The sequence below is a fragment of the Porphyromonas crevioricanis genome (assembly GCF_900476255.1).
GTDB classification, from domain to species: domain Bacteria; phylum Bacteroidota; class Bacteroidia; order Bacteroidales; family Porphyromonadaceae; genus Porphyromonas; species Porphyromonas crevioricanis.
Genome location: NZ_LS483447.1, coordinates 170,282 through 196,326 on the forward strand (window position 1 = coordinate 170,282; position 26,045 = coordinate 196,326).

Here is a 26,045-nt window from a genome sequence, read left to right on the forward strand (position 1 = left end):
ACAACCACTCATTAAAAATACATTTATGAAGAAAGTAAAGATGTTGGCCATGATTGCTCTGTGTGCAGCCATGGCCTTGCCTATGACCTCGTGTCGAAGCCGATCCAAGGCAGCTCGGGCAAAGGCAAAAAAGGAAGTCAAAGCTCCTTCAAAATTCGATCAGGCTATTGCAGATGCAAAGAAACAAGAAGGCCCCTTCTCTGTCTACTTTACCAAGAAAAACAAGCTCTACTTCGCCCTTCCCGATTCGGCTTTTTCCAGAGAGTATCTCCTGGCAAGCCGTGTAGCAGCTACCAGCAAAACCAATGAAGTGGTGGCCGGGCAAATGAATATCAATCCTTTTCTGATCCGGTTCAGCAAAGACAATACCAATGTATACTTGCATCGCTCTCAATACCTCAGCACGGTACGCCAGGGGGATGCGATAGAGCCCAGCTACAAGCGCAATTTCCTCGATCCAATCCTCAAAGCTTTCCCCATCGTCGATACCAAGGATGGGAATGTGTTGATCGAAGTAACCGAGTTTTTCACCTCCGATGAAAAGAGCCTGTCTCCGCTCGTCACAGCCCCTCCGGCCATGCAAAGCAGATATATACAAGGATCGCTATCCAAATCTGCCAGCAACATGATGGGGGTAAAGGTCTTCCCTCAAAATATCGAGATCAAGAGTTTACTGACCTATCAAATCAAACCGTTGGGACAGCCTTACACCTTGCAGATGAACCGCTCCATTCTGCTTCTGCCGAAAAAACCAGTGCGCATGCGCCTGCAGGATAACCGGGTCGGTTTCTTCCGCTCTTTCCGAGAGCATTTTACGACCGACAGAGATAAGGTAGAAAAATATGCTCTTATCCATCGTTGGGATCTGCAACCCAAAGACTCGGCTGCCTACTTCCGAGGAGAACTGGTGGAGCCTATCAAACCTATCATATTCTATGTAGACTCTGCCTTCCCCGACAAATGGCGTTCGATAGTAAAACAAGGCGTAGAAGATTGGAACATCGCATTCGAAGCAGCTGGCTTCAAGAATGCAATCCAAGCAAAGGATTATCCCAAAGACGATCCAGACTTCGATCCCGATGATATTCGATACAGCTGTATCAAATATGCAACGACCTCAACAGCCAATGCAATGGGGCCGAGCTATGTAGACCCCAGATCCGGACAAATCATCTGTGCCGATGTAATTTGGTATCACAATGTTATCAGTCTTGTGCACAGATGGAGATTTGCCCAAACCGCAGCCGTAGACCCACAGGTACGCAAACCGGTTTTCGACGACGAGGTGATGCGCAAGAGCTTACGCTATGTGACCTCGCACGAAGTAGGGCATACGCTTGGGCTAATGCACAATATGGGAGCCAGCTACAGTTTTCCTATCGACAGCCTGCGCAACCCCGGCTTTACTCAGAAGTATGGTACGACCCCCAGTATTATGGACTATGCTCGCAACAACTTTGTGGCCCAACCCGGAGACTTGGAGCGTGGAGTATCCCTCACCCCTCCCGTCCTTGGCGTTTACGACATACATGCCATCCGGTGGGGCTATCGCCTAATCCCCGAAGCTCAAACAGCTGAGGATGAGCGTCCGACACTCAACAAATGGATTATGGAGAAGGCCGATGACCCGATGTACACCTTCGGAGCCCAGCAATTCCCCCACACCATAGACCCGACTGACCAAATGGAGGACTTGGGTAATGATCACCTAAAAGCCGGAGATCTCTCCATCAGCAACCTGAAGATCATCAGCAAAAATGCTGCCGAATGGCTCATGGAACGAGACAAGAGATACGACGACATACATGAGATCTACGGAGAAATCATAGGTCAATACTTCCGACACATCAGCCACGTAAAGCCCTATATAGGCGGTATCATATTCAATGAGAACCGACAGGGAGACCAACAAACAGCCTACACCTATGTACCTCGCAGCCAACAATTGCAGGCAATGAAATGGCTTGCACGCGAAGCACGTACTTTCCACACTTGGCTGATCACTCCAGAGCAACAAGCAGTGTTTACCAATGGTGAATATTACGTACACCCGTCTCTACGAGCTTCTATTGTACGAGCCTTCTTCAACCCTTCGGCTCTTATGCGTATCTATCAAAGTGAATTGTCGGGTGAAGAAAACAGCTATGCCCTGAGCGACTATACAGACGATGCCGTAAAAGTGCTCTTTGAACCCTCTATCAAAGGCAAGAAACTCAGCTCAGCCGATATAGATATAGAAGCCCTGGCCATCGGAATGATGCTGAAAGCCTCTGGTCTGGTGAAGGAAGAAAAGTCTGGATCAAACAGGTTGCAAGACGAAGAAGAGCTTTTGGCAACTAAGTTTTTCAAAGAAGAGCAACTCCCCTGCGCTCTTGGCTACAGACAGGGAGCCAACGCAAACGATATGGCACAGTCTTTTGCTCGTATCACCATTGCCTATCGCCCCATACCAACCCACGTGATAGCTCCGCTCTGGATGAAGCAACTCAAAGAAATTCGTCGTATCTACACAACACGTAAGAACGCAACAGATAAGGCTCTGCGTGCACACTACGAATATCAGATCATGCGCATAGACAATGCCCTTTCCGGCAAAAACCTCTAAGAGGAAAGAGGCTAAACTCACATAAACAGAGAGGGAGCACTACCGATCGGTAGTGCTCCCTCTCTGTTTGTATATAGCCGAAGAATAGACTACTCCAGCATACGATATTCAAGCACCTGCTCGATAGAGAAATCTTCTAGACCGAGGTAGTAAGCAGCTGCATCTACCAGCGCCATCATGGGTACAAGGCCTATGATCTCAGCACCTACGATCTCTACACCATAGCGACGAGCTTCGATACGCACCAACTCGTGTGCACGATAGATAGCTGTCTTGCTGTAGTCGGTCAAGTTCATAGATACCTGAGCGATATTGCGATCCGTCAGCTCCACGCCCATGGCCTTGCAGAAACGCAGACCGCCACCGATGTGACGTACTTTCTTGGCAATTGCATCGGCAATAGCAACATCCGAGGTATTCAGGTTTACGTTGTAAGCAACCAACGGCATACGCGCACCCACGGCTACGGTACCTGCTGTAGCATGACGATCGGCAGGACCGAAATCAGGCAACCATTCGGGTTCGTGTATTTTCTCTGCCATTCCTTCAAATTCTCCCTTACGTACCTTGGCAAGGTTTTCACGATGAGGAGCGGTTGCAGACTTTTCATACAAGAACACGGGGATACCGAAGCGTTTGCCGATCTCTGCACCCACTTCCTTAGACAAAGCGATAGCCTCGTCCATATCCATATTGCGGATAGGGATAAAAGGCACTACGTCTACGGCTCCCATGCGGGGGTGTTGTCCCTGATGCTTGTTCAGGTCGATCAACTGTACAGCCTGCTCGATAGCTTCGTAGAGAGATTCTGTCACTGCTTCGGGATCACCGATAACAGTCACTACCAAACGGTTGTGGTCTTCGTCGTTGCTGTAGTTGAGCAATTTCACACCCTGACGTGTGCGGAAAGGATTGACAATCTTCTCGATGTTTTCCTTGTTACGCCCTTCACTGAAATTAGGCACGCACTGTACAATTTTGGATTGAGTTGCCATAATACTGGTTTCTTGAATAATGATTTTATCAGATTGGTATTAAAAACTTGCGCTAAGGTACCGCTTTTCGCCCGATAAACTAAGTGCAACTTCTACGTTTTCGAGGCTTCTCAAGTTTCAGAAATATGCTCCTCCCAAGGTGTGTTGTTTTGTTTATTTCCGTGTTGATTTATTTTCTTTCCATGCCGCTATTTCTGCTCAAATCAGGGCTGTTTCGACCGTTTTTTTCCTCTCCTTTTTGATACCCATAGGAGATGTTTTTTGCTGACACGGGAGAGAACGAAAATTCTCTCCTGAGAAAAAATTTGCTCTCTCCTGTGTTAGCAAAATTTCTCTGAGGAGAAAAAATCGACCCCTCCAGAACGCCCTATTCATCGGCATTTTGAGAGGGCCATATAAGAGGCGTAAGAGGGGGAACTATTCGCCCCTGTACACAGCCTGTTTCCCCTCTCTTTTTCCTTTTTTTGCTACGACCAAAATTTTACAAAACATACACACTCCAACAACATAAAAAAGGGAGCTTTCCCCGGACAATTGCAAAATCGGATTTTCTTGCCCTGTTGGGTCCGTACAACAATATCAAATGAGAAAAAAAGAGGAAACGATTGAATATCATTGTCATGACGTCGAATATTTTTTCTACCTTCGCACAAATTTTTAGTCAATGCACATGGCAGAGATCCCTTTGTTTTCGAATGGATCAAAAAAGTTTTTATGAACAAACCAATTAAACTTAAATTGACGGCATTATTATTGTCGTTCCTCGGTGCATGCACCCTTTCAGCACAGTCAATTGTAGGTTTCAAAGCAGGGGTCGGTGTTTATAGCTTCCCCAACAAAGATGTTAAGTCCGTGGCCGACGTGTCGGCTCGCTTAGGAGCTTCTTATGCCTATGCATTTATGCCGGAGAATACAATCCAACCTGTGCTCCAAGGCGAATTGGCCCTATCATCGGTAGGTGCAGAAGTGCAAATCCCAACAACAACAGTAACCAGCGACCCCACGAACAATGTTTCTTTCCGTGGGACTTTCCTGAACTTACCTCTTTCCGCCGGTGTCAGATTTAATCTTGAGGATCGTTCGGCTCTTACTCTCCGCGCCGGTTGTTTCTTCGATTTCGGGCTATGGGGTAATAAGAAAGTAGAAACGAATCTGTCGGACAAAACCCTGTACGTGGATATGTTCAAAACAGTATCCTTCAAGGATAATAGGGGATTCGAGAAGCAGGTCTTTGGATTTAAGAAAATTATGGGAGGTTTCTTACTTGCATTGGACTATGCTGCAAACGAACACCTCAACTTCTCGCTTGAGGCACAAAAGCAGGCTGTTCTTGAAGATGGAGGACTTATCTCCTATTCTACAACACAACAAAGACTAAATCCGATGAATATAACCTTTAGTATTGGTTATAATTTTTAGGATAAAGCATTGTGAGAAATAACACTACAAAAAAACAATTATTTTAATCACTGCCATTCAAATACAAATAGACTCGCTATATAAGCTAATTTGACATAAGAATACTAAGTGCACTTTCCAAGTGTAAGTGCGACACAAAATAAACTTTTGAGAAGACCGGTTGGGAGCCCCCGACCGGTCTTTGCTTATCTGTTGTTGTGTTGCGCTCGATACCGGAATGCGCAACATAGAAAGAAACTCTCGTATAGAACTCTCTTCGAATACTTCTTCCTAAATTTGCTTCAGCATTATATCGCATCACAGTTCCGGGAGTATCAGAACGCAGTCTTTCCTTATCCGATATAAGGAAGGCAAAAAGAAAGAAGGATAAATATTCGATATATAAGGAAAGAGACTTGTCATGAAAAAGAGTAGTTTTTTGGGCGCACTACTTGCACTTATTTTATTCCCATTGGGAGGCTTTTCCTCGAGTATTCCGCAAGTTTTGGCACATGAAGATCCGGTCATAACAATGACCACAAGCAAGCAGGTTGGAGAAAAAATCACATTAGTCATCAGAGGCAAAGCACCCATCCGCATTGATGGCGTGAAAGAGGAACCGGTATTTGGGAAATATAAACAATACACCCTGACTCAAACAAGCATTTCCATACACGGAGAGGTTACAGAGCTGTATTGCTATCCGGACTCTCTGACGAGCTTGGATGTAAGCAAGAACACAGAGCTTACAAAATTGGACTGCTATTCCAACTCCCTGACGAGCCTGGATATAAGCAAAAACACAAAGCTTGCAGAATTGGACTGCTCCTCCAACTCCCTAACGAGCTTGGACATAAGCAAGAACACGAAGCTTGCAACATTGGACTGCTCCTCCAACTCCCTGACAAACTTGGATGTAAGCAAGAATACAGAGCTTACAAGATTGTCCTGCCACTCCAACTTCCTGACGAGCTTGGATGTAAGCAAGAATACAGAGCTTACAGGATTGTCCTGCCACTTCAACTCCCTGACGAGCTTGGATATAAGCAAGAATACAGAACTTGAGTCGTTGTTCTGTCTCTCCAACCAACTAATGAGCTTGGATGTAAGCAAGAATACAGAACTCACAATATTGGACTGCTCCTCCAACTTCCTGACAAGTTTGGATGTAAGCAGGAATACAAAACTCACAACACTGTCCTGCCAGGCCAATTCCCTAACAAGTCTGGATGTAAGCAGAAATACAGAACTGATGTGGCTATCCTGCCAGTCCAACTCTCTGACAAGCCTGGATGTAAGCAAGAACGCAAGGCTTGCGGAATTGGACTGTTCCTCCAACTCCCTGACGAGCTTGGATGTAAGCAAGAACGCAAGGCTTTCGGAATTGGACTGCTCCTCCAACTCCCTGACGAGCTTGGATGTAAGCAAGAATGCTGAGCTTGCAGAATTGCGCTGCTCCTCCAACTCCCTGACAAGCTTGGATGTAAGCAAGAATACAAAACTGACATGGCTGTGCTGCCACTCCAATCAAATACGAGGAAAAGCCATGAGCCAACTTGTGGTAGGATTAGCAAACAGGGAGGACAAAAAAAATGCAGGGCTGTTGATTGTGATAGACAGCCAAGATTTCAATGAGCAAAACCATTATCCGAAAAGCGATATTGCCACAATCAAGGCAAAGAACTGGGTAGTCTATGACTACAACGGAGGTAGCAATAACCGCATTCTGCTAAGTCTGTAAAATGGCAACTAAGCTTGCCATTTTGGAGCCCATGCGAAGGGGCTATAGAAGATTTGGCTTCGCACAACAGGCTCAAACATGCTTTTGAGTAGACCGGTTGGGAGAGTCTCTGGCCGGTCTTCGTTTATCCATCATGTTGCACTTAATACCGGGATGTGCAATACGTAAAAAGCGCAAAACACCCTTGTGTTATTGGTTCGATATAACTACCTTTGCCCCTGATTTTACGCAAAAACGAATGAGGCAACGATCGAGATACAGTATAGATCTAAAGTCGATACAGCAAGATTCCTACGAAGAACGGTTATTGCTGGATGATGCCTACTTTGCATCCCTCGATATGGCAGAGATTCGCTCCGGCCGAGTGGAGGCGCACATTCAGATGCGGAAAACAGCGGGACTCTTTGACTTCCATTTTCACCTCTGTGGAGAAGTCCTCATCAGTTGCGACCGCTGCCTTGGCGACCTGACTTGGCCTGTCAATACGACAGCCCATTTGGTAGTCAAGCTCGGCGATCACTACGAGGAGGAGAGCGAAGAGGTCTTGGTACTGCCGATAACAGAAGCAGTGCTGGACTTCGGCTGGCTGCTCTACGAATACATAGAGCTATCCCTCCCCCTGCAACGCATGCATCCCGAAGACGAATGCGATCCGGAGATGCTGCGTCGCCTCGGACAAATGGAAGCAAGCAGAGGGGGGCAACCAAATGAAGAGGGTGCTACTTGCGATACTCGCTGGGAAGTACTCAGGAGCCTGCAAAACATTTCAGACTGATTAACAATTAAAACATAAAACTATGGCACATCCCAAAAGAAGACAGTCGAAAATGCGACAGGGCAAACGCCGTTCGCACGACCATGCCCAGATGCCGACATTGGCAAAATGCCCTAACTGTGGCGCCTGGCACATCTATCACACCGTATGCAACGACTGCGGTTACTACCGTGGTAAGTTGGCCATCGAGAAGGTAGAAGAAACTGTCTAAACGAAGGGTCTTGACCCTGTCGATGAGACAAATACCAATCCCCGGCTTCCCCATTTGGGGTGGTCGGGGCTTTTTTTTTACCTTAGCGGAGGTTTGTACCACACGTACCTTAGACACGTATATTATATGAAAACGATCAATGCTGCCATCACAGCTGTCGGAGCTTATCTACCCGAAGACAAGCTCACAAATGCCGATATCGAAAAGCTTGTAGATACTTCGGACGAATGGATTATGACCCGCGTAGGGATCAAGGAAAGACGCGTGCTCACCGATCCCGACAAAGGAGCCAGCTATCTGGCTATTCAGGCCGTACGTGGTATGCTCGAAAAAAATGACATAGATCCCAAAAGCGTAGACGGGCTGATCTTAGCCACCAATACTCCGGATTATCACTTTCCGCCCTCGGCAAGTATCGTGGCGCACGAGTGTGGCTGCACCAACGCTTTTGCATTCGACCTGCAAAGTGCCTGCCCCAGCTGGCTCTATGCTCTGGAGACCGGGGCCAACTATATCCGCTCCGGGCGATACAAAAGATTGGTTATCGCTGCAACAGAGAAGATGACTGCGGTAATAGATAAGACTGACCGCACTACGCTACCCCTCTTCGGTGACGGTGCCGGGTGCGCCTTGCTCGAACCAACAGAAGAAGACTTGGGAGTAATCGACTCAGTATTGCATAGCAATGGTGTAGGGAAAACCAACCTGATCATGAAAGCTGGAGGCTCGGCCAAGCCCCCTACGCACGAGACTGTAGACAACAGAGAACACTACGTATATCAGGAAGGAGCTGTGGTCTTCAAACACGCTGTGGTAAATATGTCCAGAGCCTGTTTGGAAGTGATGCGACGCAACAAACTCACCCATGCTGATATAGACTGGGTTGTTCCTCATCAGGCCAATTTGCGCATCATCGATGCCGTGACACGCATGATGGAGGTGCCACAAGAAAAAGTGATGATCAACATAGAGAAATACGGCAATACCAGCTCCGCCACCATACCCATCTGTCTGTGGGAGTGGGAAAAGCAATTACATAAGGGAGACACCCTCATACTCACTTCTTTCGGAGCCGGGTTTACGTGGGCAGCCGTCTACCTCAAATGGGCATACGATCCCAAATAAGAACCGATGACAGAAAACCAAGAGACCATACAAAACGACAATATGCCGGACTCGCTCCGGCATTCCGTCAAGCCCGGGCATCGCTCGGGCTTTGTCAACGTCGTTGGCAATCCCAATGTGGGAAAATCCACTCTCACCAACCTGCTGGTAGGCGAGCGACTCTCCATTGTCACATCCAAATCGCAGACAACACGACATCGCATCCTCGGTATCGTCAATACTGAAGAGATGCAGATCGTATACAGCGACACTCCCGGGGTACTCAAACCCAACTACAAGCTCCAAGAGTCTATGTTGGCCTATAGCCGATCTGCCTTGAGCGATGCGGATGTGTTGGTATACGTAACCGATGTGATAGAGAAATATGAGAAGAACAGCGAGTTTCTCTCCTTGGTAGCCAAAGCTAAATGCCCGGTAATACTGGTTATCAACAAAATAGACCTCACCACTCAAGACAAACTGGAGCAGCTGGTAGAGCAGTGGCATACCCTTTTGCCTCAGGCAGAAATACTCCCTATCTCCGCCACCAATAAATTCAATATTCAGCCACTGAAACAGCGTATAGAATCCCTCATCCCCCTCTCTCCTCCTTATTTCGACAAAGACGCTCTCACCGACAGACCGGCACGCTTCTTTGTGACAGAGATCATTCGGGAGAAGATTTTGCTTTACTACCAACAGGAGGTTCCCTATGCGGTAGAGGTCGAAGTAGAGGAGTTTCGCGAAGAAAGGGACTTGATACGTATCCGTGCAATCATCGTCGTGGAGCGTGAGTCTCAAAAGGGAATTATCATCGGGCACAAAGGTGCTGCAATCAAAAAACTGGGCAGTACGGCACGGAAAGATCTGGAACGATTCTTCGACAAAAAGATCTTTTTGGAACTGTATGTCAAAGTAGAAAAGGACTGGCGCAACGACGAAAAGAAGCTCCATACCTTCGGCTACCAACAAAACGACTAATCAGCATATCATGAGCAAATTAGTAGCCATTGTCGGCCGCCCCAATGTGGGCAAATCCACTCTTTTCAATCGCCTTACAGAAACCAGGCAAGCCATCGTCACGGAGGTTGCGGGGACAACTCGCGACAGACAATACGGCAAAGTGGTATGGCAAGATCGAGAGTTCTCTCTCGTAGATACTGGGGGCTGGGTAGTCGGCTCGGAGGATATATTCGAGGATCGTATCAACTCTCAGGTAAGCATAGCCGTGGACGAAGCCGATGTGGTTCTCCTTGTCGTAGACGTAGAAGTGGCCGATCCTTCTTTGGACAGCGAAGTAGCTACAATCCTCAGGCGAAGCCGCAAACCGGTGATATTGGTTGCCAATAAGGCAGACAACTTTGCTCTGCATGCGCAAGCCTCTGTGTTCTACAGTTTGGGTTTGGGAGATCCCTACCCCATTGCTGCGATCAACGGATCAGGCACAGGTGAACTCTTGGACAAGATCATAGAGCTGCTACCGAAAGAAGAAAATTCACGGCCGGAAGAAGAGCTGCCCAGAGTGGCAGTAGTCGGCCGCCCCAATGCCGGGAAAAGCTCTCTGATAAACGCCTTTATGGGAGAGGATAGGCATATTGTCACCGACATTGCCGGGACGACAAGAGACTCTATCTACACCCGATACAACAAATTCGGGCAAAACATCTATCTGGTAGATACAGCAGGCATCCGAAAAAAGGGGAAGGTAAACGAAGATCTCGAATACTACAGCGTAATACGCTCCATACGTGCCATAGAAAACTCCGATGTATGCATACTGATGCTCGATGCCACGAGAGGAGTGGAGAGCCAAGATGTGAATATATTCGGGGTGATACGGCGCAACAACAAGGGACTTGTGGTGTGTGTAAACAAGTGGGACTTGGTAGAAGACAAAAGCAATGGAGCCATACGGACTTTCAAAGAGGCCATACAGGCACGCTTTGCCCCTTTTGTCGATTTTCCCATCATCTTCATTTCCGTTCTCGAAAAACAACGCATATTCAGGGTATTGGAGACTGCGGGAGATGTGTACAAAAGACGTTCGACCCGTGTCCCGACTCATAAGTTAAACGAGATCATGCTGCCCATAATTGAGGCAACCCCTCCACCAGCATGGAAAGGCAAATACATCAAGATCAAGTACGTAGCACAGCTGCCGACTGCCGTTCCGACCTTTGTCTTCTACTGCAACCTGCCACAATGGGTCAAGGAGCCATACAAACGCTTTTTGGAAAACAAGATCCGAGAACACTGGGACTTCAGTGGCATCCCTATCAATATCTTCATGCGGGAGAAGTAAATCTCCCTGTCACGAAGCCTTATCCGACAAAAGCGAACATTAGAACCCATTATTCACTATGATCAAAGTAAGAAACGCCTTTTTGTACCTGATTGTACTATCTGCATCTGCTATCGCACTACTGGCCGGATGTGGGGGGACAACAGAGGAGGCAAAGGTCGAGCTCGTCTCCCTTGCTCCCTCTGATACAACCATTGCTGCGGGCAAGAAATTCATGCCCAGAGTGCACATAGACCCTCCTTGCAGACAAAAAGATCCTCTGTATTGGCAGAGCAGCAACGAAGCTGTAGCGGTTGTCTTCCCGACAGGAGAAGTATTGGCTATGAGCGATGGAGAAGCGACTATCTCGGCCACGGCAGCCGATGGCCCCAAAGGAGAACTTCACCTAACGGTCGGCTATGATGTGCCGGCATCGGGGATACAAGTCTCCCCCGAGGTCCTGCGAATCAATGTGAACAAACAAGCAATGTTTCAGGCCAAAGTAGTTCCCTCCGTCTATGATGGGGAAATCAAATGGAGCTCTGCCGATGAGAAGATCGCATCGTTTGCTAACCCCAAAGAAGGCCTTATCACGGCGCATAAAGCTGGGGAAACGGAGATAACAGCTCGTATCAACAGCTATTCGTCCAAAGCTAAAGTAATCGTCTACAACGGTCCGGAAGAAGGTAAGTCTTCCGGTAAATAAGAACTGATCATCTCTAAGAGAGAAATTTAGAAGGTTATTGACCCGAACCAGCGACAACTCAACTTCTCGGAACTATGGAAAAGAAACTCCAAATCACAGCAGCCCTGCTCCTCCTGTTTTTGCTTGCAGGCTGCAAGGGTAAGCAAGAGGAAATACCCCAACCGAACCCCACTCCCTATCCCTCTATCGAGACTAAGACATTCAGCTCTCTGCCTTTTCTCTACGATAAATGGGGAGCCAAAGCAGATGTTCTGATACAGGCGGAGAAAGACAACGGAGGGACAGCTTCTACCATAGATATCTTCGGATCTCCTTCGGATCTGAGCTTCACCACCTCCGACCAACAGGTACCTTATCGTGTGTACAGCATGGAAGGAGACAGTTTAGTCAGGTCACGGCTGCTGGCCGTCCCTTACAGTCTGGTACTGCAAGTCTCTGAAGACCGCTTGCGCACAATGCCAAATCCTCATCTCGAACTTCTACTACGCAAAGCCGGATTCAGTCCGGAAACAACAGCCAAACTGCCTTTCTTCTTTGTGAACAGCGAAAAGAATTGTCGTCTCTCTCTTGATTCCAAACTGCTGGAAGGCAGGCTGTCAGCTGTGATTGGTATGGAGCCGATACAAAAAAGGATTCGTCTCTTGCGCCAAATTCCTGTAGCTTGCACGCAATGGGGAGCCTCTCCAACGGAGATCTACTCCTATGAAACAGCTTTGGGATCTGTTTTTCTGGGAATTTCGGAGCAAACCATCATTTTCGATACAGCAAAGGAAGCTCCTCTTTTGTCCAGAGCCTATCTACTCGATTCGGACAAAAAGCTCTTACAAAGTGAGATATACCTCTCTGACATTTCCCTCCTATACACTTTGGATACAGAGCAAAAACCTAAGATAAACCCTCATTGGCAAGGCATTTTGCAAGAAGCCGGCTATGAGCCAAACAAGGAAGTTCCCTCCAATCCGGCCGGACTTGTTCTCAGCTACACAAACACCAAACAAGGGATTCGCTTGTCCTTCGGATCAAGTACCCTGCCATCAGTATACAAGGATAACTCTTCGCGAGGGCTAATCGTACTGGAGCAATACACTCCAAAAGGCTAAACCCTTCCTCCATCAACAATACCCGACATCGTGCGTATAGATATTCTCACCGTACTCCCCGAGATGATAGAGCAAACACTCAGTTGCTCTATTATTGGTCGCGCCAGAAACAAAGGGTTGCTGGATCTGCACATCCATCAACTACGCGACTACTCTACGAATAAGTGGCGACGAGTGGACGACTACCCCTTTGGAGGAGAGCCGGGCATGGTGATGCAAATAGAACCGATTGACCGCTGTATATCGGCTCTGAAAGCAGAGCGGGAATACGATGAAATCATTTTCACCTCCCCCGATGGCGAACGCTTCACTCAAGGCGTGGCCAACGAATTGAGCCTAAAGAATAATCTGATTTTTCTCTGTGGGCACTACAAAGGGATCGACTACAGAATCAGAGAACACCTCATCACCAGAGAGTTTTCCATTGGCGACTACGTACTCACAGGAGGAGAGTTGCCGGCTGCAATCATGACAGATGCAATCGTACGTCTTATACCCGGAGTACTTGGGGATGCTGGTAGTGCTCTCTCAGACACTTTTCAGGACAATCTACTCGCTCCTCCTATCTATACCAGACCGGCAGAATACAAGGGTTGGAAAGTCCCCGATATTCTGCTTAGCGGACACGAAGCAAACATTGCCAACTGGCGCATACAACAAGCAGAAGAACGAACTCGAAGACTACGCCCGGACTTGCTGGGTAAATAACATTTTGAGAGTTGTACTGTTTGCTCTAAATTTGCAAATACAATCAAATTCGGAGGGATGCCGGAGTGGTCGATCGGGGCGGTCTCGAAAACCGTTGTGCCTTCGGGCACCCAGGGTTCGAATCCCTGTCCCTCCGCAATAAACCTTGGTTTTCAAGGAGTTACAAACAATGTACACGGATGCACATACAAATCAAATGCCCCGAACACAACATTCAGGGCATTTGTTTTATATCTTATACCTGCCTGTCAAGGTATTTTCCTTTTTCTTTTCAGAAGCTTTTTAATTAGGCTCCTGATTGGCTTGTGAAATAAGTATATGGAAGCTATGGCAAACAAAGTGGCGTAAATGTATCCTCGGCGTGGGAACCCTTTCGTTCCTGTCCTCTTCTGCCCGGACTTCGTTTCTTTGCGTATGACAGCCTTTTCTCTCGCCTCCTTATTCGTTGAGCTTTCAGATTCTTTTTCCTTGTTCTCCACCAACTCTTCGACGGTTGTTTGCCGTATCGACTTGATGGGCTGCCCCCTTATGTGAGATACGTCGAGGGCTGTATTATCTATCGACACTTCGTAGAGCACACTGTCACTATGATAGAACTCTATTTCCGTAACGCTTGCACGTCTTTGGCTCTTCCTTATTGCTTCTGTCATCCCGTCGAACGCACTCTCTTTATGTGCGGACAACGAGACGGAATCAAGCTTGCTACGTTGCAGTTGTATCTCCTTTCTACTTTTCCGCCACTCAAGAACCAATCCCCGATGCTCGCATTTTCTGCGAGTAGAAGTCCTGTTGCAACAGAAGAAAATTGCGCTCCGAAATCATCCCACTTGCTGCTTGTGCAGCTCGGAGTAACGCCACTGAACGAGCCTGCATCTACCTTGGCGATGTAGTACGTTCCGCTACACTTCACAATATCTCGACGAGTTGGATTGCCATAATATGTGATGCCAGATTTGTATCCCCCCCTAAACACACTCACCGGGCTATCTCCTTTATCGCCCTTTCGACCTCTTGCTACCACCGCCCAATAACTTACATAGCTGCTCGGACGCTTATTAGAGCTTGGAGATCGGAAAACTTGCTAACCGCCTCCTTGCGTACACCTTCGTTGGTTGAGTTTATAGCCTTATTGAAATGCTCATATTCCTCTTTCCGCTTTTTAAGTTTCTCAATAAAAGAGTCCTTCAAGTTGCCCTTTGGTGCACTCTCTTTGGTGGGATTTTCAATTAGCTTTCGCAAGTCTTCAATTTCCTTGAGTTTTTGCTTCCACTCATCAGATTGAGGGATTAAATTATTGAGTTCTTCTTCTTTTGATTGTATTGCCTGATTAATAGCACGGACGGTACCTTCATCATAATCGTTAATAGCCCCAATACTCGCATTTTTAAGTTTAATAAATGCATTCTTCTCCTCCTTTGCCGAAAGATCGAACAGTTCACGCAGCTTACTATTGGCTTTTTCTACTTCCTTTTTTTTCTTTTCATACTCCGGGTTTGCCACCGTCACTGTCACCATATGCATACCTCTTGGTATAGATTGTTCTTTCGTCGGTTTTAGTTTTTCTAATTCTCTCTCAAGCTTAATTAGATTTTTCACTTCTTCCTCGGCTTCTTTGAAGTACACAGCTGCCTTCGCTTTAGCTATTTGTGCCGATATGAATGCTTCTTTGTTGTTGATCAACAGGTTTTCGGCGTCCGATACAGAACGAATGGATACGCCAAGCTCTTCGAAGGCTTTTTTGTTGTCTTTGATGAACTTCTCTTTAGCTTTCATGTCGTCACCAAGTGCTCTGTACGATTGAGACAGCTGCTCAATCTTGGCTATTGGTTTATATCCACCCTCAACAACTGCATTTGAAAACTCCTCTTGAGCCTCTTTGGCTTCTCTGTTTTTGGTGATAATCCTGTCGATGAGTACTATTGCGCCTGTTATAGCAACCGATAGCCCGAGGGTCAGTGTGGCCATCAATGCTTGCGCTGCAACGTTAGATATACCAAGAGCTGTAGCAAACTTCAGTTCAGCTGCAGTTAGCAATTCCTTAACCTTCCTAACTGTGTGAAGAATGAAGGCTCCATTCTTATTGAGGGCTTGTGAAACCTGCTCCAATCCTATTGTGATAGCTATCACAGACTGCACTTTGGTCATAACCTTTTGCAGGTCTTCATTTTCTCCTGCAAACAATGACACAGCCCCTATTGCTGCAGAAAGCCCTCCAGCAAGTCCCGAAAGACCCTGTAGAACCCCTTGAAAACCTGCTTGATCGCTCGATAGAATTTTCCCTTGTTGAGCAATATCCGTCTGAACTTTTTTAATTGTCCAAGTTCGTTAGCAAGAGATTTGTAGGCTTCGCTTTGCTGGTCAATGCCTTGGCTGACAAGCCTTGCCATTTCCTCTTTCAATTCCCTAATACGAGACTGCAAAGTCTGATATGCCTTTGCACTTTCTTCTGTCTTTTTCCTGACATTCTCTAAGATGACTTCATGCTTTCTGAGCTCATCCGCAGCATCTTCAGCCTCTTTTATCAGCTGTCTGCGCCCCCTCATCTCTCCTGCAATAGCTTGTTGTCTATCTGTTTGATATCCTCCTTTATTAGCATCAATAGACGTACCTTGCGCAAGTCCTATTTGCTTGTATTCTTCTTCAAGCTTTTTGATTTGGCTTCTATGCAGTCCAACAGCCGCATCTATTTTTGCAAAAGCCGCATCTATGTCGGAGGCCACTTTATTGAATGTTTGATCCATATCATTTCCTCCCTTTACGGTTGCATCAGACAAGCGTTGAAATAAAAGATACATTCATCTACAAGAGTACCGATATAGCAACCTATATCATAGCCTTGGCAAATGATAGGAGAATCTCCATCAATATGACTAAGGTACAGAAGCTCCTGTATATCATCTATGGTGCATACTTGAGGATCTATGGCGAACGATTACTTAATGAGCATCCTCAAGCTTGGCCTTATGGTCCTGTCTTTCCAACGACAAGAAATAAACTCCTTAAGCAAGAGTTGTCGCTTATCTCAGCAGATGATATTGTAAAGGAAGAACGAAAGAAGATTCTAAAAGACACAAAGCTCAACAAGGTTGTCGATTTTGTGTTTAATCATTTCGGATGTTGGAATGCAGGGCAATTGTCGGAGTGGTCACATAGTGATGGAAGCCCCTGGTACCAAACAACTAATAGAAATGGCTTTAAGTGGGGCGATGTAATCCCGGATCATTTAATCAAAGGTTATTTTAACAGTATTATTTCTGTAAAATCGGAGTCGTAAAGGTGGATTGGGATAACGATGTGTTTGTCTTATCGGAGTCGGTATTGCCTCCATCTACGGCTTCAACAAGCAATAATGACGTTAAGTCGCTCAAAGAGCAAGAGCATCAACTGAAAAATAAGAGATACGCAAGTGATACGAATTGGAGGTGTCGGCTTTCGTGGTGGGTTATCATCGTTGACTCCGTTTGGCTTGCTTCGGTGTTGCTTGTTCTTATCTTCAATCGCAGGTGCTGTATAGGGTTGTCTGACGCTGTTTTAATGACGGTGTTAGGAACAACAACACTTAACGTACTCGGGTTGGCATTTATCATATTACAAGGACTTTTTAGTAGTGAAATAACTCATAAAACAAAACAGCAATGAAGAAATTACTAATTACAATGATCGCCCTTGTCGGGCTGGTAGCGTTCTCGGGATGTTCAAAGGATGACAAAGAGAATGATTACTCACTAGATGGTACTGTGTGGAAAAACGAAACAGACGGCATCAAAACCATCAAATTCGCTTTAAGAACTTTCACCTTTGATTACGTCTATCAAAACGGAACGTATCACGAGGAAGACCACGACAACGGAACATATGTGTACAATCCGCCATTCATACACTTTACCGCCATCAACCGAGAAACAAATAAGACGGAAACACAATCGGGGAGGATTGATGGAAACAAACTGATATTTGGAGAACTCGTTTACACGAAGCAATAAAAAAACGAAGAGGGAGCGTTTCTGCTCCCTCTTATTTGTTGTCTTGCTTCCATATTAAAATCCTATCGGGCTGGTGATGTCAATACGCAAGCCGAGTGCATTCACCAAACGGAAGAACAACCCCACGCCCGGTTCTATCACCCCATTCTCTATTTTAGAGATATAGGACTTCGTAGTACCCACACGCCGTGCAAGCTCGCTTTGTGTAACTTTGGCTTCCTTGCGTGCTTGAAGAAGTAGTTGTGCAGCATAGAATGCCTTGGCTTCTTCTTCATGTTTAAGCCTCTCGGGGCTTCCCTCTTTACCATACTTGGCATCCAATACCAAGTCGTAATCTGAAATTTGATGGTTATTTGTCTGCATAATATGCCTCCTTTATTTTTAATGCCCTTTCTATTTCGTTATTTGGCGTCTTCTGTGTCTTCTTCTGAAAGCCATTAAACAACACCACTATTTGACCCTCATCGAAAATGAAGAACACACGATAGATATTGCTATTGTACTCTGTACGTAGCTCAAATAAGCCGTCACGAACAGCCTTTACAAACTTAGTAGAAACACGGTCTTGAGTTTTAAGCAAGAGCAATCCGTACTCAATTTTCTCTCGTACTTTATCTTCAAGCTCTGCCATAAACGCCTCGAAGTAGCCACCGTATGTTCTTATCTTCCTTTTCATACTGCGAAGGTAATAAAAGTTTCCATATAAAGCAACCTTTAGAGACTTTTTTTGATGCAAAGAAGAAAAAATCCTTATTTCATTTTGCCGTGTCAAATCTAACACCTACCCTTGCAGCGGTTACAGATGGTAGTTGTACCTACTTCGCAGAGCAAGCGGTTAAGTTGCTCACATCAAAAGTGGGCTTTTTTATTGCCCATCTGAAAGATATAGGCGGTTGCCTTTTGCGTAAGATAATCAAAGCTCTCGGAGTGGAGATACCATCTGTAACCAGCGCAAAATGGTAGCCGCTTTTTCCTATGCCTACAACCGTCTAAAATGGTTACAGATGGAAAATTTAGTAATTCACAGCTCACAAGGGCGAGACGTAACGACAAGTCTAATCGTTGCGCAGGTGTTCGGGAAAGAACACAGCAAAGTATGTAGAGACATTGAAAGTCTCTCTTGTTCAGAAAGTTTTAGGGTCGCCAATTTTGGCGAGGCTACCTTTGAAAACCAAAAGACAGGACAAAACCACAAGATGTATGAAATCACCAAGGATGGCTTTTCATTCTTGGTAATGGGTTACAACGGCAAAAAAGCGGGTGAGTTCAAAGAAATGTTCATCAACGAGTTTAACAAGCGTGAAATGATGCTCAAAAGCGATGACTACATTTTAGCACGCTCACAAGAAATCCTGCACAACCGCTTGCAGTTAGCGGAACAACAACTCGAAGCCGCTCAAGAAACGATCTCGATTCAGAGTGAGCAACTCAAAGCTCAAGCCCCGAAGGTTGAGTATGCAGATAATGTATTGAACTCTGTAAACACCTACACGAGTACTCAGATGGCAAAGGAACTTGACTTGCGTACGGCTGAAGCTGCACAAGCTGCTGAAAAGTTATGGTATAATGATACGCCAAAGCGGTCAATGGTTGTTAGCTGCAAAGTATTGCGGTCAAAACTACACGAAGACACGCACATTCTCCTACACACGCCAAGACGGCTCGCAAGGGACGAACATTTGCACAGTGTGGACAGAGCGTGGGCGTCGGTTCCTACATCAACTAATGTCAAAGAAAGGGGGTGCGCAATGAAATCAATGGTAGAAGAAATCAAGAGCTTGCCTATCAGCGATAACACGGCACGCCTTATTGCTTGCATCCGGATGATACAGCGAGTCTATGGAGAAGTCAGTAGCGTTATTGAGGGCATCTATGGAGAGGCAGAAGCAGAGAGATTGATCAATAACAAGATGCTGAATGCCTATTGTGATATGGAGGATGCAATTCAAGAGTTTGTGAAGATATCTGTTGCAGAAAACCTAATCAACATTAATATGAAAGCCATCTAAAAAAAGCTCCCCTGATGAGTGATGTACAGCTCATCAGGGGTATCATTCATTTAATAAGTAACTTTGCAACGCAGAAGAATGCTATTATGTCAGCCACAATTACAGGTAGCATTGCAGAAGCCTATTACCGTATTCCTCAACATATACAAGACAAGGCGTGGGGTTATCTACCAACAGAGATGCAGGATATAATAACTCAATTCAAACAGAAGTATGGATAACGATCACAATACTGGGAGCATCCTTATTTACCAGTCTCAAGATGGTAAAGTAAAGGTTGATGTTCGTTTTGAGAATGATACAGTATGGCTATCAACAGACCAAATGGCGACACTATTTTGTCGTGACAAGTCTACGATTTCTCGACACATCAAGAACATATTCGAAGAGGAAGAGTTATACCCCTCATCAGTTGTTGCAAATTTTGCAACAACTGCCTCTGATGGCAAAGTATATCAAGTAGACCACTACAATCTTGATGTCATCATCTCTGTGGGCTATCGAGTAAAAAGCCTACAAGGCACACAGTTCCGCATTTGGGCGACACAACGCCTACGAGAGTATATTATCAAGGGATTTACTTTGGATGATGAGAGGCTAAAGAGCGGTTCAAGTTACAACTACTTCAAAGAATTACTTGACAGGATTAGGGAGATACGCCTATCAGAACGAATATTCTATCAGCAAATCAAGGATATCTACGCTACAAGCATAGACTATGATCCGAGAGATGAAATGACCATTTCTTTTTACAAGGAGGTGTAAAATAAGCTTCTTTGGGCAATAAGTGAGCAAACAGCTGCAGAACTTATTTACTATCGCTCCAATGCCCAAGTCCCTATGATGGGGCTTACATCAACAGAAAAACAAGGTAGAGTAACAAAAAAACGATGCCTTAACGGGCAAGAACTACCTGAATGAAGAGGAGATGCGCCAGCTTAAACTTATTGTGGAGCAATTTCTTGCTTATGCAGAAATGCAGGCTATTGCTGAAAAGCCTATGTATATGCGAGATTGGGTACAAAAACTTCGCCTTATTTTAACTATGAATGAGAAAAATATACTTGAACATGCTGGAAAAATCTCTCATAAATTAGCCGTCTCCAAAGCAACAAAGGAATACGAAGCTTATAAAATCAGACAACGCGAAATAGAACACTTTAATGATATTAAGCAGTTAGATCAAGATATAAAGCAAATTCAAAACTCTAAACAGCAATGAAGAAATTACTAATTACAATGATCGCCCTTGTCGGGCTGGTAGCGTTCTCGGGATGTTCAAAGGATGAACCTACAAACCTGTTCAAGGGAACAAAATGGACAGCTCCTGATGATATTGCAGAAATGATTTATGGAGGGACCTGTACCACATCCATTGAGTTTCTTACCGATAGCAAATGCCAAGAAATAAGGGTGAGAAAAACAAGAATGTTCTCTGGTGTTGATGTAGAAGAAGGAACGTACTCTTTCAAGGGAAATTCTGTCTCTTGGACGATTGGAGAAAAAACTATCAGTGGTAAGGTCTCTGGAAGTGTTCTTTCAACTGATATGGGAACTATAAGTGGAGGAAAACGCACATACACGAGGGAGTAATTTCATGAAGTATACTGCACTTGCATAATCCATGGGCATTTGTACTCGTACAAATCAAAAGTAGAAAGTTATGGGCTTTTCACTCCCCAAAAAACAAAGAATATGAAACAAGTAGAAAAACTAAAAGAGCTTCAACGGAAAGAACAAGAAATCGAAGCAAATAAAAGCACAGCTTGGGAGAGCACTTTGCGTGTGGTTGCATGGCTCTCAATTATTGCGGCGTTAATTAGTATTATCGCCGCAATCGAAGGAAGTAATCCAGCAATACTTATAGGTGGTGCTGTTGCTTTTTTGAGTGGCACTTCCCTCCATATTCTGTGTAACATCTCAACTCACTTGTCAGACATAAAAGAAATCCTTAATAAAGGCTATGCGCTTAAGAAGATCCTTGAATTTGGCTCTCAAGAAGAACAGGAACAGACAGAAAAATAACCCCATTTGCACAATCCAAAAACATTGCACCACCTTTGCGGTGTTCAAAGTAATCGAGAGCGACTTATAGGCTCTCAAACGTAGGTTGAGGGCTATTTTATATAGTCGCGTCGGCAAAGGAATAGATATTGGTATCCATGCCCCGTCGCATTGCTTAATGGCGTGCAAAGGACCTCGGTAACCTGTAACAACGGGAAAGGTCTACACCTTTTATTTGTTTACAGCTATGTTACAAGCTACCGAAGTACAAATCTTCCAATTCAACGGTAGTCCTATCTCCTTTCAGAATGGGGATAGTGTAATGGTGAATGCCCCCGAAAGGCTACCGCAAGAAAGAACATTGCCCGATATAAAGAAAGAACTCAAATCAGGCTATCGGAAAATGAAGAAGTTAGACAAACCAAAAAACAAACAGCAATGAAGAAATTACTAATTACAATGATCGCCCTTGTAGGGCTGCTTACAGCATTCTCGGGATGCAAGAAGAACCCACAAAAGCAAGCCGAGCTTCTTGTCAAGAAACGATTAGAGGTGTCGCTTCACGATTTTAGTAGCTATGAAAGTGTTCAATTCGGCACGCTCGATTCTACCTTTTCGCAAGTTAAAGACCTCGAAGAATACCAAACTTCTCTTTCATTGGCTGAGAAACTAAAAGAAAAGGGATTTGAAAAGGGAGAAGACGCTAAGCTATATAGTAAATTTGGGTTATATCAAGAACAAGCACGATATGCAACAGAAGCAATGTTACTGTTGGATAGTGCAATGTTTCATATTAGGAGATGTGAAGAATTAGATTCTCTTTTTACACCTGAATTTATAGGTTGGCAAATAACACACTCTTTCAGGGCAAAGAACGCAAGCGGTAACAAAATAATCACACACCGCATATTCTACTTTGACAAAGACTTGACAAGGATTGTCAAAGATGAAGATAATAGCGAGAAATAATCCCCTACCCGAAATTTGCACGATATTCTATGAGCTGGCTAAAGAAATTATTCGAACACAAAGAGAAAGACGAACCAAAGAAATTTGAAGTTGAAAATGTATTGGTTTCTTCTGTAATGCCTAAATATTGCAATATTGGGAATTTGATTTTTGAGGGGAAACATAATGAAGCAATTCAAAAGGGGGCATCAAAGGGGCTAATGAGATAATTAAAATATTGTGTGCAACGATTCAAAAAGGGCGGGCCTACATTGTGATAGACCTGCCCTTTTCATTCTCCTCGTCGTCTTCCCGATTCAGCAAGTATGCGTTCATCATAAGCCTCCGTCTTTTTTCGCTCTTCCTCTTGCTGTTCGGGGGTTAGGGCATTCCATCGTTGTTTTGCTTCTTCCCATTTCTGCCTAAACTCGTGGTGTTCTTTTTCGCTTTCTGCGAGTTTCTTATGTACTTTGGTGCTGGTTTCAGCATTAAAACTATTATCGTCTTTTGGAGAAACATAATACAAGCACGACCCGACAGAGCCATCACTAAACAGGTAGTCAATGCCATACATCCACATTCCTGCATCTTGATCAAACCTTATTTTCTCCCCTCTGGTAATCTTGTAGCTCATAGTTGCATTTTTTCTGTGTTCCGCTTCGAAAATAATCTATTATAACTCTGTCATATGCACTCGTATTATTCCAGTTCCATCTATTACCTCGTCAATTCGGAAAGTGGTGTTGTTAGTAAATAACACTTCTTGTTGATTTTCAGCTGCAAAGCTACTTCTCTGTCTCTACTTTGGATAATGAACATTCTCGATGCCGTATTCTCGGCAAAGCCAAGGGCGGTAAAATTCGGCTTGACTCTCGGCACTACGATGCCGAAATTCCCCCTCACTCACCTCTTTGTATCGTCGCATCAGGCTGTGGTTGCTGTGGTCAAACACAAAATTATCAAGCTCTGCCTCGGGCAAATACCACACAAACTCCCCCCCATCATCAAAAAAGAAAAAATACTCCAAATATCGCTCCGCAAGGGCATCGCTCGCCTCATCCTCGCTATCATCATCGATGTAGTAAAACCCCGTAGCCTCATAGCGAGCCAATCGCACATCCTTTATTTCTGCATTGCTCATAATTCACTCATATTTAGCCATACCACATCGCCCTTATCCTCTAAGTTATCTATGCGAAATGCCGTGTTACTGGTAAATAACACTTCTTGTTGATTTTCAGAAGCGAAGCTACCATTAAATTCCGATATTTGGGAAATATCACGCCCATTTTTGCTCACAATCGTTATCATAAGTTGCACCCCTTTCTTGCCCAGTGCCCTAAATCCTGCAAATCTTTTAGCCACATTCATATCCTTGCTTGAAGATACAAAGCGATTTTGTTTCACAATACTCCAACGCCACCACCAAACACCCGTTCAAACTCCTTATGCTTGATAATCATACCACGATACACCGATCCTTGATAAATTGGGACTTTCTCAAGCCCCTGTGCTATCAAGGTTTGTGCCGCTCGGTTGAAGACTGTAAGCATTCCTTTCTCCATCTGCTTGTTTAATTGTCGATAATTTCCGCCATTTCGTGTGTAATGATGAATTGCGGCAAGTTCTGTGTTAGGAACATCTGGATACAATGCCGAAAATTCTGCCAATACACGCTGCATTGCCTCTTTCGTTTTGCGTGCGTGTGTGAATTTCTTTTCCTGGTCTGTGTAGATATCTACATCAAACTTACTCTGCACAAACTTTTGATTGTCACGGATGAAGTGTGGCATATTTGCCCATCCTTTGGCTCGCTCTTGATTAACCTGTACCCATTCATTGAACGCCTGAGGGACACACTTTACCTCATCGGGTTTCCATTCTCCTCGTTTCCCGTCAAATATCTTTCGGTAAAGGTCATTTCGTTCCTCCTGCTTTGCTAGTATAGGCAACATTTGACATCTGCATTGAGGATGCCAGCCCTTAAACTTGAATGACTTAGGATATTCTCCAACAAGTTCATCGCAAATATCCTTGAATGGTACAGGTTTTCCCTTTATCAAAGTTGTGTGATTGTTTGACAAAACGATTTGCCACCCAACAATCAAGGAGTTGTTTTGTGCCGCATTCCATTGTGCTTCGTGATAAGCTGCCTTTATCTCCGTTCGTGCCAATCGCATAGCATTTTTGTAGGCACTGCGATAGACACCCTGCCCGGGATGGTATTTTTGAGCCGCCTTACTTAGTTCTAATTCGCCCGTTTCCTTATTTTTCACACGGCGAAAAAGACGCTCAGGTTCATTCAAATATCCTTTTAGTGGCTTGGATATTTCGGCGGCACTCTTACCCTCTTTAATGCCGTTTTGCAAGACAATTTCAATTTCCTTTTTTGCATTCCGTGATAAGTTCCAAACACGCTCCGAAATAGTAAACCCGTGCCTTTTCTCATTGTAAAAGGCTTCCGCTGTTTTATCTCGTGCGCTTTTCGTGGCTTGTTCTCGAATATGGTCGTTCAACTTCCTTTGCTGTGCCGTTTTTGACAATGAAAGTTTCACCCTATCCCAAAAGTTCTCTTCACCACATTTCCATTCTCGCTTAATACCGTTAAGTAGCAACACATTCATTTGCCTCGCCATTGTAGAGAGCATCTTCTCTATCTGCTTGTTCGCCGTATGGTTGTGAGCAAAGAAGAAGCCATCGCTGCCTTGCTCAATAGCATTTTTCACAGCTTTAAGCTTGAATGAGATCAAGTAGTTTTGATAGATAAGTTGTTGCAACAACCGCAACAACTTATCCTGCTCCTTTTGACGCTTGCGTTCTTTGCTGTCTTCTTCACCTTTCATCTCAAACCATTTTCTACGTGCTTTTTGAATGCGCCCATTACTTCTCGTATTTCATTTCCCATATCGGCCTCAAACTCGTATGAACTACCCGTTAGCACATCGAACCCTTTATGTTCAACATAGCGTGCATATTCAGCTCCTGCGACAACAACAGCAACCATAGCATGACCAGCTTCTTCCCCTGCTTTTTTACGAGCAAAAGCCAACCCCTGATTAACCCCGTCTATCCCCATTTCACCTCCAGTGTCCTCAAAATAATTGAAGACTTCCAATCCATTGTGGTATAATACACATCCGATAGATGAACGTAACTTGTGGGTTTGATCCTTATACGTATTAGTCTGTTTTGCTCGCTTGACCATTTTAATACAAGCCGTTTTCATTGCTTCCATTAAGGCCTCCATAAGCTCATCATGTTTGCTGTAGGCGTAAGCACGTATAGCACTCATATCAAAATTCGCTTGTATTCCCATAATCCTTTGTTAGATAGTTGGTTCGAATACATCTGTATAACGTCAGTTCGACGTTAGTGTATCTATCTTCTCCGAGAACATCTTGCATTGCAACCATTTTCCGTATTCAGATAAAATCCTCTGGAGAAAGAGGTTTTTGGGAAGCTCTACTTTCTTGTCTG

At 44.9% G+C, this 26,045-nt stretch carries 32 protein-coding genes, 1 tRNA gene and 1 pseudogene; 22 read left to right on the forward strand and 12 right to left on the reverse strand.

Annotation, left to right across the window (positions count from 1 at the left end; all coding sequences use genetic code 11):
• Window positions 1–25: 25 nt before the first annotated feature.
• Entirely contained in the window at window positions 26–2,605 is a 2,580-nt protein-coding gene (locus tag DQN70_RS00790; protein ID WP_023939569.1) for a zinc-dependent metalloprotease, read from the forward strand.
• 89 nt (window positions 2,606–2,694) lie between these two features.
• Here the strand turns inward: DQN70_RS00790 and ftcD are convergent, their stop codons facing one another.
• The gene (gene ftcD / locus DQN70_RS00795) at window positions 2,695–3,600 is read right to left on the reverse strand and encodes a glutamate formimidoyltransferase (protein ID WP_023935986.1); all 906 of its coding nucleotides are present in this window, start codon (window positions 3,598–3,600) and stop codon (window positions 2,695–2,697) included.
• A 714-nt stretch (window positions 3,601–4,314) separates the two neighbouring features.
• Between ftcD and DQN70_RS00800 the strand changes: the two genes are divergently transcribed.
• The 11 genes from DQN70_RS00800 (at window position 4,315) to DQN70_RS00850 (ending at window position 13,760) form a co-directional block, all read left to right on the forward strand.
• Window positions 4,315–5,019 carry an outer membrane beta-barrel protein gene (locus tag DQN70_RS00800; protein ID WP_081711899.1) on the forward strand — a complete coding sequence of 235 codons (705 nt, stop codon included), beginning with the start codon at window positions 4,315–4,317 and terminating at the stop codon, window positions 5,017–5,019.
• A 400-nt stretch (window positions 5,020–5,419) separates the two neighbouring features.
• Complete coding sequence (locus DQN70_RS00805; RefSeq protein WP_023940522.1) at window positions 5,420–6,739, forward strand: leucine-rich repeat domain-containing protein; 1,320 nt, start codon at window positions 5,420–5,422, stop codon at window positions 6,737–6,739.
• 238 nt (window positions 6,740–6,977) lie between these two features.
• Window positions 6,978–7,514, forward strand: a complete 537-nt coding sequence (locus DQN70_RS00810; protein WP_042225976.1) for a YceD family protein — start codon at window positions 6,978–6,980, stop codon at window positions 7,512–7,514.
• A 22-nt stretch (window positions 7,515–7,536) separates the two neighbouring features.
• On the forward strand, window positions 7,537–7,725 hold the full coding sequence (gene rpmF, locus DQN70_RS00815; RefSeq protein WP_023940526.1) for a 50S ribosomal protein L32: 189 nt from the start codon (window positions 7,537–7,539) through the stop codon (window positions 7,723–7,725).
• A gap of 126 nt (window positions 7,726–7,851) precedes the next feature.
• Window positions 7,852–8,850: a beta-ketoacyl-ACP synthase III gene (locus DQN70_RS00820; RefSeq protein WP_023936000.1), complete on the forward strand. Its 999-nt coding sequence runs from the start codon at window positions 7,852–7,854 to the stop codon at window positions 8,848–8,850.
• Between the two features lie 42 nt (window positions 8,851–8,892).
• On the forward strand, window positions 8,893–9,810 hold the full coding sequence (gene era / locus DQN70_RS00825; RefSeq protein WP_036888461.1) for a GTPase Era: 918 nt from the start codon (window positions 8,893–8,895) through the stop codon (window positions 9,808–9,810).
• Between the two features lie 10 nt (window positions 9,811–9,820).
• On the forward strand, window positions 9,821–11,131 hold the full coding sequence (der, locus tag DQN70_RS00830; RefSeq protein ID WP_023936004.1) for a ribosome biogenesis GTPase Der: 1,311 nt from the start codon (window positions 9,821–9,823) through the stop codon (window positions 11,129–11,131).
• A 58-nt stretch (window positions 11,132–11,189) separates the two neighbouring features.
• A complete protein-coding gene (locus tag DQN70_RS00835) occupies window positions 11,190–11,816 on the forward strand; it encodes an Ig-like domain-containing protein (RefSeq protein WP_023940529.1) in 627 nt (208 codons plus the stop codon).
• A 74-nt stretch (window positions 11,817–11,890) separates the two neighbouring features.
• The gene (locus DQN70_RS00840; protein WP_023936009.1) at window positions 11,891–12,916 is read left to right on the forward strand and encodes a hypothetical protein; all 1,026 of its coding nucleotides are present in this window, start codon (window positions 11,891–11,893) and stop codon (window positions 12,914–12,916) included.
• Window positions 12,917–12,946: 30 nt separating this feature from the next.
• Complete coding sequence (trmD, locus tag DQN70_RS00845; RefSeq protein WP_023936011.1) at window positions 12,947–13,624, forward strand: tRNA (guanosine(37)-N1)-methyltransferase TrmD; 678 nt, start codon at window positions 12,947–12,949, stop codon at window positions 13,622–13,624.
• 51 nt (window positions 13,625–13,675) lie between these two features.
• A tRNA-Ser gene (locus DQN70_RS00850) sits at window positions 13,676–13,760 on the forward strand.
• A gap of 112 nt (window positions 13,761–13,872) precedes the next feature.
• Here DQN70_RS00850 and DQN70_RS00855 read toward each other — a convergent pair.
• The 4 genes from DQN70_RS00855 to DQN70_RS00865 are packed head-to-tail and all read right to left on the reverse strand — an operon-like array spanning window position 13,873 to window position 16,419.
• Window positions 13,873–14,274, reverse strand: coding sequence for a hypothetical protein (locus DQN70_RS00855; protein ID WP_023936014.1), 402 nt, complete (start codon window positions 14,272–14,274; stop codon window positions 13,873–13,875).
• Complete coding sequence (locus DQN70_RS09440) at window positions 14,271–14,645, reverse strand: hypothetical protein (RefSeq protein WP_145980585.1); 375 nt, start codon at window positions 14,643–14,645, stop codon at window positions 14,271–14,273. The genes DQN70_RS00855 and DQN70_RS09440 overlap by 4 nt, the downstream gene beginning before the upstream one ends.
• 11 nt (window positions 14,646–14,656) lie before the next feature.
• The gene (locus DQN70_RS00860) at window positions 14,657–15,769 is read right to left on the reverse strand and encodes a hypothetical protein (protein WP_111759310.1); all 1,113 of its coding nucleotides are present in this window, start codon (window positions 15,767–15,769) and stop codon (window positions 14,657–14,659) included.
• Window positions 15,770–15,816: 47 nt separating this feature from the next.
• Window positions 15,817–16,419 (reverse strand): hypothetical protein, encoded by a 603-nt coding sequence (locus tag DQN70_RS00865; RefSeq protein ID WP_158441736.1) that lies wholly within the window; start codon window positions 16,417–16,419, stop codon window positions 15,817–15,819.
• Between the two features lie 71 nt (window positions 16,420–16,490).
• On the opposite strand from DQN70_RS00865, the gene DQN70_RS00870 reads away from it, so the two are divergent.
• Window positions 16,491–16,898, forward strand: coding sequence for a Panacea domain-containing protein (locus DQN70_RS00870; RefSeq protein WP_036888408.1), 408 nt, complete (start codon window positions 16,491–16,493; stop codon window positions 16,896–16,898).
• Window positions 16,899–17,259: 361 nt separating this feature from the next.
• Entirely contained in the window at window positions 17,260–17,607 is a 348-nt protein-coding gene (locus tag DQN70_RS00880; protein ID WP_042120119.1) for a hypothetical protein, read from the forward strand.
• A gap of 54 nt (window positions 17,608–17,661) precedes the next feature.
• Here the strand turns inward: DQN70_RS00880 and DQN70_RS00885 are convergent, their stop codons facing one another.
• Complete coding sequence (locus tag DQN70_RS00885; protein ID WP_023936025.1) at window positions 17,662–17,970, reverse strand: helix-turn-helix domain-containing protein; 309 nt, start codon at window positions 17,968–17,970, stop codon at window positions 17,662–17,664.
• The gene (locus tag DQN70_RS00890) at window positions 17,957–18,283 is read right to left on the reverse strand and encodes a type II toxin-antitoxin system RelE/ParE family toxin (RefSeq protein WP_042120120.1); all 327 of its coding nucleotides are present in this window, start codon (window positions 18,281–18,283) and stop codon (window positions 17,957–17,959) included. The genes DQN70_RS00885 and DQN70_RS00890 overlap by 14 nt, the downstream gene beginning before the upstream one ends.
• A 328-nt stretch (window positions 18,284–18,611) precedes the next feature.
• Here DQN70_RS00890 and DQN70_RS09730 point away from each other — a divergent pair, with 328 nt between their 5' ends.
• The 8 genes and pseudogenes from DQN70_RS09730 (at window position 18,612) to DQN70_RS00935 (ending at window position 22,798) form a co-directional block, all read left to right on the forward strand.
• The gene (locus DQN70_RS09730) at window positions 18,612–19,616 is read left to right on the forward strand and encodes a Rha family transcriptional regulator (RefSeq protein ID WP_158441737.1); all 1,005 of its coding nucleotides are present in this window, start codon (window positions 18,612–18,614) and stop codon (window positions 19,614–19,616) included.
• 14 nt (window positions 19,617–19,630) lie between these two features.
• Window positions 19,631–19,837, forward strand: coding sequence for a hypothetical protein (locus DQN70_RS09550; RefSeq protein ID WP_023936032.1), 207 nt, complete (start codon window positions 19,631–19,633; stop codon window positions 19,835–19,837).
• A pseudogene (locus tag DQN70_RS00910) lies at window positions 19,830–20,838 on the forward strand (virulence RhuM family protein). Before DQN70_RS09550 ends, DQN70_RS00910 begins: the two are co-directional and overlap by 8 nt.
• Complete coding sequence (locus DQN70_RS00915; RefSeq protein ID WP_023936036.1) at window positions 20,835–21,209, forward strand: hypothetical protein; 375 nt, start codon at window positions 20,835–20,837, stop codon at window positions 21,207–21,209. Before DQN70_RS00910 ends, DQN70_RS00915 begins: the two are co-directional and overlap by 4 nt.
• Window positions 21,210–21,311: 102 nt before the next feature.
• On the forward strand, window positions 21,312–21,641 hold the full coding sequence (locus DQN70_RS00920) for a hypothetical protein (RefSeq protein ID WP_023940541.1): 330 nt from the start codon (window positions 21,312–21,314) through the stop codon (window positions 21,639–21,641).
• A 226-nt stretch (window positions 21,642–21,867) separates the two neighbouring features.
• A complete protein-coding gene (locus tag DQN70_RS00925; RefSeq protein ID WP_023940542.1) occupies window positions 21,868–22,062 on the forward strand; it encodes a hypothetical protein in 195 nt (64 codons plus the stop codon).
• Window positions 22,059–22,589 (forward strand): hypothetical protein, encoded by a 531-nt coding sequence (locus DQN70_RS00930; RefSeq protein WP_023940544.1) that lies wholly within the window; start codon window positions 22,059–22,061, stop codon window positions 22,587–22,589. Before DQN70_RS00925 ends, DQN70_RS00930 begins: the two co-directional genes overlap by 4 nt.
• Before the next feature lie 29 nt (window positions 22,590–22,618).
• Window positions 22,619–22,798 carry a hypothetical protein gene (locus DQN70_RS00935; protein ID WP_023936040.1) on the forward strand — a complete coding sequence of 60 codons (180 nt, stop codon included), beginning with the start codon at window positions 22,619–22,621 and terminating at the stop codon, window positions 22,796–22,798.
• A gap of 62 nt (window positions 22,799–22,860) precedes the next feature.
• Here the strand turns inward: DQN70_RS00935 and DQN70_RS00940 are convergent, their stop codons facing one another.
• The 5 genes from DQN70_RS00940 to DQN70_RS00960 form a co-directional block, all read right to left on the reverse strand.
• A complete protein-coding gene (locus DQN70_RS00940) occupies window positions 22,861–23,202 on the reverse strand; it encodes a hypothetical protein (RefSeq protein ID WP_023940546.1) in 342 nt (113 codons plus the stop codon).
• A 165-nt stretch (window positions 23,203–23,367) separates the two neighbouring features.
• Complete coding sequence (locus DQN70_RS00945; protein ID WP_023940548.1) at window positions 23,368–23,709, reverse strand: hypothetical protein; 342 nt, start codon at window positions 23,707–23,709, stop codon at window positions 23,368–23,370.
• Window positions 23,706–23,939, reverse strand: a complete 234-nt coding sequence (locus DQN70_RS00950; protein ID WP_023936044.1) for a hypothetical protein — start codon at window positions 23,937–23,939, stop codon at window positions 23,706–23,708. The genes DQN70_RS00945 and DQN70_RS00950 overlap by 4 nt, the downstream gene beginning before the upstream one ends.
• A 32-nt stretch (window positions 23,940–23,971) precedes the next feature.
• Window positions 23,972–25,411, reverse strand: a complete 1,440-nt coding sequence (locus DQN70_RS00955; protein ID WP_023940551.1) for a hypothetical protein — start codon at window positions 25,409–25,411, stop codon at window positions 23,972–23,974.
• Window positions 25,408–25,860: an HK97 gp10 family phage protein gene (locus tag DQN70_RS00960; protein WP_158441707.1), complete on the reverse strand. Its 453-nt coding sequence runs from the start codon at window positions 25,858–25,860 to the stop codon at window positions 25,408–25,410. The genes DQN70_RS00955 and DQN70_RS00960 overlap by 4 nt, the downstream gene beginning before the upstream one ends.
• Window positions 25,861–26,045 lie beyond the last annotated feature (185 nt).